This window comes from Anaerotignum propionicum (assembly GCF_024461735.1).
GTDB lineage: Bacteria > Bacillota > Clostridia > Lachnospirales > Anaerotignaceae > Chakrabartyella.
On record NZ_JANGAD010000006.1, the window covers coordinates 120,075 to 135,043 of the forward strand.

Consider the following 14,969-nt stretch of genomic DNA (forward strand, 5'->3'; position numbering starts at 1 on the left):
TAATCAAATCATATAATTATATCATACGAAAGCGTCTTAAAATACCAATAAGTTTTGTACCCATAGGCAAGCTACGTAAATCTTCCTCTGTAATTCCACCAATTAAAAGCATTACCAATCCATAAACTCCTACCGCAAACATAATTGAAATAAGCGTTGCTAAAGTATTGCTTGGATAGAGCATATTTACAATGTGATATATTGCAAGAGAAGCAATTCCCATAACCGTTGAGCCGGCAATGGGTTTTAAGAATGTACCCATCATGTCAAATTTTACCCCAGTAATTCTTGAAAGCATGATTACATCAAAAACACCTGCCACAAAATAACATCCTGTTGTTGACAAAACTGCTCCAAGCACATTCAATTGAGGAATTCCAATTAAGACATAGTTTAAAACTATCTTGACAATTGCACCTAACACTGCACCAATCACAGGGATTTTAATATGTCCGATACCTTGAAGGATTCCTGTTGCAGTTTGGCATAGTGCCAAGAATAGAATAGAAACTGCACCTACCATTAAGAGCGTTCCACCTTCTTTGGCGTTAGGAAACAGCAATTGAATGATGGGATCACCCAAAACACCAATCCCTACTGCCGCAGGAACAGAAATAATCATAGAAAGACGAAATGTTAAATTCATTTTTCTACGAACCTGCTTAAACTCCTTTAATTTAACCGAACTTGCAATACTGGGCAAAGCCGCAGTTGCCAAAGCTGTTGAAATAGAAACTGGCAATGTTGTTAAGGTTACATACTTACCAGAAAGTTGCCCATAAAGTAGCAAGGCCTTTTCATGGGTATGGCCTGTGTTTTCCAGAATATGCATAACCATCTTCATATCAATTAAATTAGTAATACTAAATACCGCTGTACCGGCAATAATTGGCCAAGCTGTTTTCAAAAGCTGCAATATAGTATCTTTACGGCTTTCTTCGTAGGCCTGATGACATCTTTTTACCTTCTTTTTTATGGTTGGTCGAATTAAAAGGTAACTGAATAAAATCACCAAAAGACCTGCTACTGCACCAATACCCGTACCCATCGTGCCACCGGCGGCACCTAAGGGAATATTTTTTTGTCCCGTAGGTACACCATAGCTTAAAAACAGATAGGCAAGATAGACACTGAAAAAAGCATTAAACACTTGCTCAATAATTTGAGAAATTGCTGTTGGCACCATGGTATTCATTCCTTGAAAATACCCACGGAATGCAGACATAATTCCTACAATAAAAATTGTAGGAGATAATGTTAAAATGCAATAATAACCCTCTGGAGCATTAGAAAAGCTTGCCACCTCTTGAGCGAAAACCGCAAGTAAGACGGCAAATATAAGTCCTAAAGTTCCAGAAACAATCAAAGCACTTTGAAATACTTTATGTGCATTTCGGTATTCCTTTAACGCAAGTCTTTCAGAGACCATCTTTGAGATAGCTGCCGGTAAGCCAGCTGAAGAAAGTATGAGTAAAAAAGTATAAATATAGTATCCAGCACTGTAAATACCATTCCCAGAGTCTCCAATCATATTGGTTAGAGGTACTCTGTATACAAAGCCTAAAAAGCGTACAAGGATGCTGGCCGTCGCTAAAATGGCGGCCTGCTTGACAAAGGAAGTCTTTCTATTTACTCGTTCTTCCATATCACACCTCATACTCACTCATACTCATTAATTACTACGTGCTTTTTGCTTTCTGCGAAGGTTATTGTCCAAAATCTTTTTGCGCATACGCAGATTTATTGGTGTCACTTCCAAAAGCTCGTCCTCACCAATAAACTCCATGCACTGTTCCAAAGACATTTGAATTGGTGTGGTCAGACGCAATGAATCGTCGGAACCAGAAGAACGTGTATTGGTAAGCTGTTTCTTTTTGCACACATTAATATCCATATCATCTACACGAGCATTTCTACCCACAATCATTCCTTCGTATACCTTAACGCCGGCACCGATGAACAAATTGCCTCTTTCTTGGGCATTGTATAAACCATAGGTAATTGCCTCGCCACTTTCAAAAGCCACCAAGGACCCTTGAGAACGCATGGGGATTTCCCCTTTATAGGGTTCGTATCCTTCAAAAATTGAGTTCAGGATACCATTTCCTTTTGTATCTGTTAAAAACTCGTTACGATAACCAATCAATCCTCTGGCAGGAATGGTAAACTCCAAACGAGTATATCCTCCCTTTGAGGGATACATATTTGTCATTTCACCTTTTCTGGAGCCAAGCTTTTCAATTACATTCCCAACAAACTCTTCAGGAACATCGATTGTAACAAATTCCATAGGCTCACATTGTTTTCCGTCAATTTCTTTGAATAAAACTTCGGGTTTAGAAACCTGAAATTCAAAGCCTTCACGGCGCAATGTTTCAATCAAAATTGAAAGATGCAGTTCCCCTCTGCCGGAAACTCGCATACAATCCATGGATTCAGTATCTTCCACTCTAAGACTAACGTCTGTGTTCAATTCTTTATATAATCTATCTCTTACCTGACGAGAAGTAACGAACTTACCATCCTGTCCAGCAAAAGGACTATCATTAACAGCGAAATTCATAGATAAAGTAGGTTCAGAAATCTTTACAAAAGGCAGTGCCTCCGGTTTATCGGGAGAGCAAATGGTGTCACCAATCATAATGTTTTCGATACCACTAATAGCAACAATATTACCCACACTTGCCTCTTTTACTTCAACTCGTTGCAAACCTTCAAAAAGATATAACTTTGAAATACGCAGTTTTTTCAATGAATCCTCATCATGCATATTCAAAACAACAACTTCATCATTCACATGAATTGTGCCGTTTTCAATTTTGCCAATACCAATACGACCAACGTATTCGCTGTAGTCAATGGTAGAAATTAACGCCTGCAAAGGCGCATCTAAAATACCCTTGGGGCCTGGAACATGATTGATGATCGCTTCAAACAAAGGCATCATATCCCCTTCTCTGGCGGAGGAATCTGTGGAAGCATAACCCCCTCTTGCAGAAGCAAAAACAAAGGGAGAATCTAACTGCTTTTCACTGGCATCCAGCTCCATAAAAAGCTCCAGAACTTCATCCACAACTTCATCAGGACGTGCTTCGGGTCTGTCAACCTTGTTCACACAAACGACAACGGGGTGGTCTAACTCAAGAGCCTTACGTAATACGAATTTTGTTTGAGGCATAGGTCCTTCAAAAGCATCAACAACTAAAACAACGCCATCTACCATTTTCAATACACGTTCTACCTCACCGCCAAAATCCGCGTGCCCGGGGGTATCAATAATATTGATTTTGGTGTCATGAAAGTTTACAGCAGTATTTTTGGAAAGAATGGTAATGCCTCTTTCACGTTCAATATCACCACTGTCCATTACTCGTTCTTGTACCACTTGATTTGAGCGGAAAATACCACTCTGACGCAGTAACTGGTCAACCAGCGTTGTTTTGCCATGATCAACATGGGCGATGATTGCCACATTTCTAATATTTTCGATCTTTTGTTCCATAACAAGCTCCAATCGTTTCTAAAATTTAAACATCGTTATATTGTAGCACAGGGTTTCATGTGATGCAATTATTCTTTGTCAAAAAAAGTTGTTTTTTTTCATTTTTTTGTAAATTCAGGAAGTCTTTTAAGAAAAACCCTTCATTCCATCTCAAAAATAAAGGATAAAAGCGAATGCCCCACCAAGGATTATTCCCAGGGGGGCAGACGAATACTCTATGTTTTATCGTTTTTGGTGTACTTTTACCGAAAGCTGGCAATAAAAAAATGACAGCCAACTGATAATACACCTTAATGTCCGTAGTTCACAGAAGCATTAGCTTCACTTTCTTGCAGGTAATAGATGATTAATCTTTTTCCATTCAAGATTGTTGGTTTTGCTTTTAAATGCACTTTCACATCGGCACCTTTTAAATATTTATCTTCCTCATAAAAAGTATCTGATGAATTCATATTTTGGAAAGAAAAATCAAAGTTTTGATTCATTTCACCAAAAATGGCCGAGCAACTGGCGCCAATGCAGTTTTCTCTTGTTTTGTCTATTAATCTGCAGGCCGTATCGTTAATGTAAATAATCTCTCCGTTTAATGTATCACATATGAATACACCATCAGAAACATCATCCAAAAACATAAAGGTCTGTTGCTGATGTTCTTCATTTAATGGAGCCTTCATGCCTTCATCGTAAATAAGAAATCGTTTTTTGCGGTTTACCCTAGCATTCAACAAGGCAATTTCTGCGTTACTGTACAACTCTTCGTAGTTTGTAGCATGCTCAGGTGAATAACAAACACCAGCGGAACAAGTAAGGGATAATTTTAGGTTTGCATTATCATATGCAATGGCATGGCAAATTTTTTCAAGCTTTTCCTCTAGAATCTCCTCGTCTATACGGAATGGAATAAATATAGCAAATAAATCTCCATCCATTCTGCTGATAAAGTTGGTTTCTTCAAAAATAGATTCTAACATTTCCCCAACGGCACATAGAACTTTGTCCCCCATGCCATACCCCAAAGCGATATTGATTGACTTAAAATGGTCAATATCGATTAAAATAAATACCCCTGTAAACTCTTGATTATGATTAAAGAAATCTTGAATTCTGATTTTTAATTCTGAACGGTTTAGAAGCCCTGATAAAAAGTCAACTTCTGCACGTTTTTTCATTTCTGCAATTGCGTCATTGAATTGAACCTCTTTTTGGAACTGAGAGGTTTGCATACGGCATAAGGTGTTGCTTACTGTATTCTCAAGGGTTTCAGATAAATACGGTTTGAAAATACAGTCTAATACGCCAAAAGAAACAGCTTTCGCTACCAATTCCGTTGTTTCATGAATTGTAATCATAGGTATATCAAATTGTTTGCTTAAATAACTGATTTCATGTAAGTCTTCCTCCATTACATTTTCAGTAACAGAAAAAACCAAAATAGCAATATTTGCTTTTTCTTCCTTTAAGATATCATGTAATTCAGGTATTGTTTTAACTTGTAATAGTGCATACTTGTAGGCAAAAACAGCCTGAAACCTTTCAAAATCCTCAGAAGTTGGGTCGAATATCAACATATATTTATTATCCGTATCAAGCTTTAAGATGTTTTCATTACTAGTGGCAACAAGCTCAGCCTCGGAATCAATCAGGCTCAAATTTACCTCGTTGATTAACTCTTCAAAAGAATGCAAGGGTAAGGGTTTGGAGAAAAAATAACCCTGTACGCTATGACATCCTAGAATTTTCAATAGGTTCACTTGCTCCTCGGTTTCAACCCCTTCAGCGATAACCTTTAAGTTCATCCATTTTGCAAGACTGATTACAAAGCTCATGACACTTCTTTTGTCTCTGAATTTTTCTTGATCCTGCACAAAGCGCATATCCAATTTGAGAACATCAATGGGGAGTTCAGACAACATATTTAAAGAAGAATAGCCACTTCCAAAGTCATCCATTTCAATGGTAAAGCCCAATTCCTTCAGCTGCTTAATGCCATTAATAATCTGCTCTGAATTTTCAGTATATGCACTTTCTGTAATTTCAATATAAATATGATTAGGCGTTAAGCCATATTTCTCAAGCAAAGATAACAAAATCCCATCAATGTTTGGATTATAAATATCAGCCCTTGACATATTAACGGAAACAGGAATTGCGGGATTCCCTCGATCTATCCAAGAACGAATCCATCGGCAGGATTCCTCCAATACATATAAATCCAACTCAGTAATAAACCCGTTGTCTTCAAAAATTTTTATAAACCGATTGGGTGGGATCATTCCTTTTTCAGGGTGCATCCAACGAACTAAGGCTTCGGCACTGCAAATTTTTTCATTCATCAAATCATACTTCGGCTGAAAATAAACAACAAATTCTCTATTGTTTAATGCAGTTTTCATATTTGATAAAATGAATTGTTCATCTAACAACTTTTGGCGAATATCATCTTTATAAAAAGCCAAATATGAAGCGTATTTACCCTTGATTGACTCTAACGCAAGACAAGCTCTTGCACACATAATGCTAACAGGTAACATCGCATCATCAATTGTATAAATCCCAAATTTTATTACACTATGTAAATTTTCATTAAAACGGTTGATATACTCAACGCAATCAAAAAAATCATTTTCGTTATATTCTTCCCTATGCTCTACAAGAACTGCAAAAATATCGCCGCCAATTCTGCCGCAGATACCTCCCTTTTGAAACTTATCTCGAATCATCAGGGCTACATATTTTAAAAGGGCATCCCCTTCGCTAAAGCCGAACAGCTCGTTAACCAATTTAAACCGCTCGATATCGCAACAGATGATGTCATATTTTTGTTCTGGGTTTTGTTTTATTGTTTTTTCCGCTAAGCTATAAAAATGCTTTTTAGAATACAAACCCGTAAGGGTATCTCTCTGAACCAAATCAAGAATATTTGCAGTCTTTTTTAATAAAACGGTGTTCTCTACCCTTCGCTTAATTTCATCAGGGCCACATGCCATCTGAATAAAATCTTGTACTCCATATGAAAGAGCCTTTGCCTTAGCGGCAGCATCCAGAACCTCATTTTGAGAGATTACAACAACAGGAATATTGCGTAAAAAAGCATCTCTGTGTATTTCTGCTAAAAGTTCATACCCATTCATAATGGGCATAACCAAATCAAGCAGTATTACAGAAATGCCTGCATATGAATTCTGCAAAACTTCAAGGGCTGCTTCACCGTTTTCTGCTTCCATTATTTCATATTGAGAGCCTAAAATTAAGGATAGCATTTGTCTATTTACTTTATTATCATCAACAATAAGGACAGTCTTCGTGAAAGACACAGCAATATCCTCCTCAATTTTTTGGGGAAATCCATAATCCATTCGTTTTCTTCATGAAATTTAATTGTATAAAACCAATAAAATCTATTAATCTTTTCTCTTTATTTTATGAAAATAAACCTGAAATTTCCTATTTTTTGGTATCAATTCCATTGATTATCCAAGAGTTTTCCATTAAATTCTAGCATTTTATTCGACAAAAGTCAACCAGTTTCAAGTTTATAATAATTCATCAACATGCATTAGTAATTCTATTCTCCCAAAACATCATTTTTGATTTACATTTGTCAAAAAAAGTGATTCCATTCCCGATAGGACTTCAAATTTCTTCCTTTTATATCATTCCTTTCTAGGCCTTTTAAATATCACTTCTTATGTATTTATTAAGGTTCTCATTTATTATTCGTAGAAAATTCACTCGTTATTAAGTTTCTCCGGTTAGATTCTCTTACCTTAAACCTATGATGAAATAGAAAACTTAAATATTGTAAATTGAAAGAAAAGCCCATACCAAAGGTATGGGCTTTAAATTTAAAATATGAATTGTTGCTTTTGGAATTACTGCAATAACTGCAATACGCCCTGAGGCAACTGGTTAGCCTGAGCAAGCATTGCCTGAGAAGCCTGAGTTAAGATGTTATTCTTTGTGAAGTCCATCATCTCTTTTGCCATGTCAACGTCACGGATACGGCTTTCAGCAGCTGTCATATTTTCGCTTGCAACACCCAAGTTGTTGATTGTGTGCTCCAATCTATTCTGGATCGCACCCAAATCACCACGGGTTCCTGAAACGGTGTTGATTGCTGTTTTGATTTTTGCAATTGCATCGGAAGCTTTGTCCTGATCTGCAACAGAAATGCTACCAATTCCTAAAGAGTTGGAGCTCATGTTACCAACCTTTACGGCAACCTTATTGAATTTTTCTGCAGTATCACCCACCTGAAGTTCAAGTCCATCGCCCGCAATACCTGTTCCCCCAGACAAAGCTGTAGCAGAACCAGTGGCAATTGTACCAACTTTTGTTGCTTTTACATTAGCGCCTGCATCTGTAAGCATTTTATTTATGGTATCTAAGTCTTCATCTCCGTTAAGAGTGATTTTTACATCACCTGTTTTTTCGTCAACTAAAACACCTGTAGATGAAGCGGAAGCGTTCTTTACAACTTCTACATTACTGGTAATGTTCCCTGCCTTCATAGCCTCAAAGTCGATGCCACCAACTGTTGCCTTTGCATTTGTGGCTTTTGCAGAAGTGATTTTTCCCATAGAAACTTCTTCTGCAGCAGCAGCTGTTGTAATATCTTTACTTAGTTTAACCTTTGCAGTTATACCAGCATCAGCTAACAATTTATTGATGTCTGCCTCGGTATAAGTTTTGGCAGAATCTTTCGTACCTAAAGTAATTGTAATATCTTTCCCTGAAACTGCAACATCATCATTACTTGCTGCTTTACCATCAGCAAAGGTCAAACTCCATCCTTCCTCGGCTATGAAAGAAACATCCGGAGTACCACCACCTGTAAGTTTTCCTGTTGCTCCTGTAGCACCTTCGCCCATGGAACCATCCAATAGGTTAATGCCATTGTAGTTTGTAGATTCTGCAATACGATCGATTTCAGACTTCAGAGATTCTACTTCTTTCTGAAGGTTTTTGCGATCCACTTCATTATCATAAGTTCCATTTGCAGACTGTGTTGCCAACTCAACCATACGGTTTAACATGGAGTGAACTTCTGTTAAAGCACCTTCCGCTGTCTGAACCAAGGAAATACCATCGTTAGCGTTCTTTGTAGCTGTTTCCAAGCCTTTGATTTGTGCTCTCATTTTTTCGGAAATAGCCAAACCTGCAGCATCGTCACCAGCTCTGTTGATTTTGTAGCCGGAAGACAATTTCTCAAGGTTTTTGCTCACTGCATTGTTGTTTGCACCCAACTGTCTGTGGGAGTTTAAAGCTGCGATATTGTGTTGAATTCTCATGATAAAACCTCCTTGTTTGTCAATGGAATGCATCCATGCATTCCGTGATTTATTATCCAAGCAAAGCCCGTGCACTGGCTTTGCCTGCTAAATTGGTAAGGATATCTCTTACCAATGCATATACAACACTTTTTGTTGTACAACTATATAATCGGTAAAATTTTCTACGACTTAATAGTTTTTGTTAAATTTTTTTACTTTTTTATTTTAAATTTTTTACGTTTCACTTTTATTAAAAATCAACGCCTTATTTTGTCAACATATGAAAAAGACCCTTACATCCAAAGATAAAGGGTCTCTTTCTTTATATACTATGTGTTTCTAAAGCTGTAAAGCTCCATGGAAATTCTGTTTATTCCTGCTTTTATCAGTATAAAAGCTTAATAGAATAAAGTCAGCTTTTCATACATACGGCATTTCGAAACTATTCATTTGTTGCTTTCAATTATTTATCTCTTAACTGCGCATCCAATTCTGTAGACAAACCGCTCAAAATTGCTTGCATTGCAGCAGAAATATCTGCATCTGCCAAGGTTCTCTCGGCACTGCGGAAGGAAATGGAGTAAGCTACGGATTTATAGCCTGCTTCAATTTGCGCTCCTTTGTAAACGTCAAACAGAGTAACGCTTTCCAAATATTCTCCGCCATTTTTCTTGATAATGTCGCTGATTTCCTTTACGGTAACGTCCTCTTTCACTAGCATAGCAATATCTCTTGTCATGCCAGGGAATTTAGGCAGAGGCTTATAAGTTACATTTCTATCTGCATAAGCAGTCATTTTTTCCAAATCCAGAACTGCCATGTATGCTTTTGTTCCGATTTCATAATTTTTCGCAACAACGGGGTGCAATTCACCAAAGTAACCTACAGTTTCTGCGTTTATTTTCAAGCATGCAGTTCTACCGGGATGCATCCAAGGGGTTTCCTTTTCTGGCAAATATTCTGCTTTTTCAGCCAAGCCCAAAACATCAACCAAATGCTCCACAATTCCCTTTAAGTCATAGAAATCCATATTTCCATACATACCAACGGTTAATGTGGGGATTTCGTGGGGCAATTCTGTCAAAGGCAACGCTTTAGGCAAATAAACTCTTGCAACCTCGAATAAACCTGCCTGCTCGTTACGTCTATTATAATTGGTGGACAGTGAGTTCAAAATGCCATTGAAGGAAACAGTACGCATAATGCTAAAATCTTCACCTAAAGGGTTGGAAATGGTAACGGTTTTTCTCAATTTGCTGTCAGCAGGAATCAACAGCTTATCGAAAACCTTGGGGCTTTCAAAGCTATAGGTCATTCCTTCGCAAAGACCATCAGCAATCATGGTATCCTTTACCAAAGAAGTAATGGTTTGCTCATAATTTTTCTTACCAACGGTAGGTGTGCCCGCTGCCAAAGTATCAGGAATTTTATCATAGCCGAAGAAACGAGCGACTTCTTCTGATAAGTCTGCCTGTGCTTCCAAATCAGGGCGATAGGTAGGCACAATCACCGTGTGGTTTACAGGGTCAACAACCATACCCAAGCGTTCAAAGGTTTCCTGCATTTCCTTCTCAGAAATCTCTGTTCCAAGGAATTTATTAATCCATTCAGGAGAATAGGAAAGCTCCCAAGGCTTACGCTGATTGGGGTAGCAGTCCACCATACCTGGAACAACCTCACCAATACCCAGCATTTCAACCAACTGAACTGCACGGTTTACCGCATCAATTGCCAGATTAGGGTCTAAGCCCTTTTCATATTTGCTGGAAGCATCAGTACGCAGACCAACATTTTTTGCAGTAATACGCACGTTAGGGCCATTGAAGTTTGCGGATTCAAATAAAATCGCTTCCGCATCTTCACTAATCATTGAGTTTTCGCCGCCCATAACCCCGGCAATGGCAACAGCCTTCTCGGGATCAGCAATCACCAGCATAGATTCGTTCAGTGTTCTTTCAACACCATCCAGCGTTACAATTTTTTCATCGGCTTTTGCATTTCTTACAATGATTTTTCTATCAGCAATACAATCAATATTGAATGCATGCATAGGCTGACCCATTTCCAGCATTACATAATTCGTAATATCTACGATATTATTGATGGGGCGAACGCCTGCGGCTCTTAATCTTTTGCGCATCCAGCGAGGAGAAGGCCCGATTTTTACGTTCTTTACCGCTCTTGCAATATATCTGGGGCAAAGGTCAGAGTTTTTGATTTCGACGGAAATCATTTCTTCGATTTTGCCTGTTCCTTCTTCTTTCACTGTGATTTTAGGATATCTGAATTCGCTTTTATAGGTTGCGGCTGTTTCTCTTGCCAAACCTAAAATGCTAAAGCAATCTGGACGGTTGGATGTGATTTCAAATTCCACAACTACGTCTTTGATATCTAACAGTTCTACGACATCCTTGCCCAATTCAACAGCTTTGGGGAAGATATAGATGCCATGTTCAGGTGCCTCAGGGAAATCATGACGGTCACAGCCCAATTCTTCCACAGAACAAAGCATACCTTGGGATTCTACTCCACGCAAAGCCCCTGTATTGATTTCTTTTCCACCTGCAATGACAGAACCATCTAAAGCAACAGGCACATAGTCCCCAACTTTGATATTTTGTGCTCCTGTTACAATGATCAAATCCTTACCTTGACCTGCATCAATGGTACAGATTTGCAGTTTATCTGCATCGGGGTGCTTTTCAATGGCTTTAATATAGCCGGAAACAACATTTTTAATTTCCCCCGCTAAAGTGGTGTAGCCCTCCACCTTAGAGCCGCTCATTGTAATATCTTCTACGTATTCTTTTATGCCTACGTTTACATCAGTATACTCTTTTAACCATGACATCGGTAAATCCATGATAATAACTCTCCTTTCAAATAAAAGCTTTTGGTATCCCTTAAAATTGCTTCAAGAATTTTACGTCATTTTCAAATAATAGTCGCATATCGGTGATACCATAACGCTGCATTGCAACACGCTCAAGGCCCATACCGAAAGCAAAACCGCTGTATTCATCGGGGTCAATTCCGCTCATTTTTAATACCTTAGGATGCACCATACCACAGCCCAAAAGCTCGATATATCCTTCACCCTTACATACACGACAGCCTTCACCGCCGCAAGCAAAGCATGTTACGTCCATTTCTGCACTGGGCTCTGTGAATGGGAAATGATGAGGACGGAAACGCACCTTTGTATCTTCTCCGAACAACTCTTTTGCAAATACCGCTAAAGCACCCTTTAAGTCACCCATGGTAATATTTTTATCAATTACAAGACCCTCTAACTGATGGAATACAGGAGAATGGGTAGCATCTACCTCATCGGAACGATAAACTGTACCGGGAGAGATCATACGAATAGGCATTTTACCCTTCTCCATGGTACGTACCTGAATGGGAGAGGTTTGTGTTCTCAATAAAATCCCATTACCAATATAGAAAGTATCTTGCTCATCTCTTGCGGGATGGTTCGCAGGAATGTTCAAAGCCTCAAAGTTATAATATTCCTGCTCTACTTCGGGTCCTTCAATCACTTCATAGCCCATACCCATGAAAATATTTGAAATTTCATCAATAACAATGCTCATAGGATGCTTATGTCCACTGGGTTGAGGCTTCCCAGGCATAGTAACATCAATTTTTTCGGTTTCCAGACGCTTAGAAATTTCAGCCGCTTCCAGACGTCTTTTTGCTTCCTCCAATTTATTCTCAATATCCTGTCTTACTTCATTGGCCAACTGACCAATAATGGGGCGTTCTTCCGCAGAAAGCTTGCCCATTTCTTTTAAAATGGCAGTTAATTCACCCTTTTTCCCAAGATATTTTACTTTCATATCTTCAATATCTTTCATTTCTGTCGCTTCATGAAAGGCAGCAATTGCCTTGTCATGGATTAATTTCAACATATCCTTCATAACGCTTCTCCTCTCAATTCTTATTCCAAAAAAAATAGCCCTCATCCGACAAAGGGACGAAGACTTCCGTGGTACCACCCAAATTCCTGCAAACACAGGCACTCTTATGCGTAACGAGCATGAATCGGATTTTCCTACTATAGTTCAGAAAACCAGCTCCGGTGGGAACTTCTAAAAGCTACTGTGCCAAAAACGCTTTCAGCCGATGACGTTTTCTCTCTGATGCCTTTTGCTTATATACTTTTCACCTTCATAGCTATTTATTCATTTTATATCAAAATAATTTTATCACAACAAAATAGAAAGTCAAGGGTAAAAATTATATTACCCTTGAAATTATATAAAAGAGTAGGATAATCTATTTCTAATTCCAGATTGACGCTTGAAGAAAAGCCTTCAAGGCTTTCACAAATTACCGTTCATTTGTATTATTTGTATTATTTACTTTATTTTCTTTAAAATTCGTAACTGCATCGTAGATTTGTTCAACTACCGACTCAAGGCTACCGTTTCCGTGATACGCAACATAAATTACGTCTTTCCCTGTTCTTGCAAAAAGGATTTGAATTCCCCCTGATTCAACCAAGGTAGCTTCATCGAAGTTTGTATTTTGTATATTATGATATTGCACTGTATCATAGGAGCCTTTATCAACTTTATTTTGAAGCATTTCATCAAAAAGTATTTTAGAAAGAAACTGGAACCTCATATTATAATATTCTGTTTCCATAAAAGGTGAAGATACTGGGGCGGCATCCTTATTCATTTTACCCTCTAGTCTTCCCTGCTCCTTAATTTGATAAGCTTGTGGTGATAGTTCAGTCCAGTGATGGGAAACATAGCTAATATTATCTCCAACAGAATCTATGCCATATTCAATTGAAAAATTAGGGGCTGATTCTAATGCATTGATGGATATGGTAGGAATACTGCCATTATATGTGAATAAACTCTCTTCCCAATAGACCTTCTTATTATACTGGGATGCTAAGAACATATAAGCTAGAATGATAATTGGTACTGCCAACGAAAAGTACCGACCATAGGAAGGCTTATATTTAACGTCGTGTTTCATTCTAACGCCCGCATCCAATTGCTGTTTTAGTTTTTTTATCTTTCTATAATCCCAAAAGGACGACCAAATGGCATAAAGAAACATTAACATCATAGGTATCTGGGCAATGTTATATATAGAGCTAACCCTAAAATAAACAGGGTGGATGTGTAACAGGGTGTATAAAGTTACAACGATACAAGATGAATAAAGTATGGTTATATACCAAAACATATATTTTGTACGCTTATTCAAACTAGCGAAAGTTTCGCTTTGAGTAATGGGGTCTGTGTGAATTTCCATTGCATCCATTCTAATTGCTTGGTAAATTTGAAAGGAGGAGAAGGTACAAATATATTTCCAACCTTGGGTTTCATAGTACTCACGTATTTCTTCATCTGGTTTTTCATTCTCTTTCTTTACTGGTTCTAGACGATATTTTGTTTTTTCCGGAGAGTTCTTTTCAAAGGTAGTAATTAAACCAATTTTTTTTACAAAAAAGCCTCTGGATGCCATGTGGCTAAGGTACGCTTCTGCTTGAGCGATATCATACAAATTTGCAGAATGCAAAGGCACTGGTATAGGTCTTCTTACAATTTTCATAAAGTGTCCCCCTCACTATCAAAAATACAAGTCTTCAACCGCATAAGTTCGTCTTGATACATACCGTGTCCCTTTTCAGTAATACGATAAATACGTTTTCTTCCCTCCACAGCGGTTTCTTCAATGATTTTCTCTTCTTCAAAACGAGCTAGTATGGTATATAGTGTACCAGGGCCAATTTTCACTCTGCCCTTTGTTCGGGTGTCAATAAACTGTGCCACATCAGTACCACACATTTCCTCTTTTGCAAATGCCATCAAAATATAATACATACTTTCCGTTAGGCCTTCAAAAGCTTTTTTCGCCATGGTATCACCCCTCATAATATCGATAAATGATATTACCCTTAGTATATTATCGTATAACGATATTGTCAAATAAACTATCCATATATTTCCTTGCAAATTGCAAAGATAAAAAGCAACCTAAAAAGGTTGCTTTAGAAAAGAAAAATATTACTTTTGGTTGCGGGAACGTCAGTGGCATCCGATAAAGGTTATCAGAGTATTATTCAAATTGAATGAGAGAATGATAAATCTCATCACTAAATTTTGATAAATCCTTATCACCGAAATAATCAGATATCTTCTCATCACCATAATATTGCACACCAA

Annotated in this window: 8 protein-coding genes and 1 other annotated feature; all 8 genes read right to left on the reverse strand. The window is 37.9% G+C overall.

Annotation, left to right across the window (positions count from 1 at the left end; translation table 11 throughout):
* Positions 1-16 precede the first annotated feature (16 nt).
* Positions 17-1,645, reverse strand: coding sequence for a putative polysaccharide biosynthesis protein (locus NE558_RS09470; protein WP_256149798.1), 1,629 nt, complete (start codon positions 1,643-1,645; stop codon positions 17-19).
* 27 nt (positions 1,646-1,672) lie between these two features.
* Entirely contained in the window at positions 1,673-3,502 is a 1,830-nt protein-coding gene (gene typA / locus NE558_RS09475; RefSeq protein ID WP_256149799.1) for a translational GTPase TypA, read from the reverse strand.
* Between the two features lie 290 nt (positions 3,503-3,792).
* Positions 3,793-6,816: an EAL domain-containing protein gene (locus tag NE558_RS09480; RefSeq protein WP_256149800.1), complete on the reverse strand. Its 3,024-nt coding sequence runs from the start codon at positions 6,814-6,816 to the stop codon at positions 3,793-3,795.
* A 558-nt stretch (positions 6,817-7,374) separates the two neighbouring features.
* Positions 7,375-8,793, reverse strand: coding sequence for a flagellin (locus tag NE558_RS09485; RefSeq protein WP_256149801.1), 1,419 nt, complete (start codon positions 8,791-8,793; stop codon positions 7,375-7,377).
* Positions 8,794-9,238: 445 nt separating this feature from the next.
* Complete coding sequence (pheT, locus tag NE558_RS09490) at positions 9,239-11,638, reverse strand: phenylalanine--tRNA ligase subunit beta (protein WP_256149802.1); 2,400 nt, start codon at positions 11,636-11,638, stop codon at positions 9,239-9,241.
* Positions 11,639-11,678: 40 nt separating this feature from the next.
* Positions 11,679-12,698, reverse strand: coding sequence for a phenylalanine--tRNA ligase subunit alpha (pheS, locus tag NE558_RS09495; RefSeq protein WP_330643440.1), 1,020 nt, complete (start codon positions 12,696-12,698; stop codon positions 11,679-11,681).
* A gap of 49 nt (positions 12,699-12,747) precedes the next feature.
* Positions 12,748-12,961 (reverse strand) — a binding site (T-box leader).
* 149 nt (positions 12,962-13,110) lie between these two features.
* A complete protein-coding gene (locus tag NE558_RS09500; RefSeq protein WP_256149803.1) occupies positions 13,111-14,355 on the reverse strand; it encodes a DUF2812 domain-containing protein in 1,245 nt (414 codons plus the stop codon).
* Entirely contained in the window at positions 14,352-14,663 is a 312-nt protein-coding gene (locus NE558_RS09505; RefSeq protein ID WP_256149804.1) for a PadR family transcriptional regulator, read from the reverse strand. Before NE558_RS09505 ends, NE558_RS09500 begins: the two co-directional genes overlap by 4 nt.
* Between the last annotated feature and the right edge of the window lie 306 nt (positions 14,664-14,969).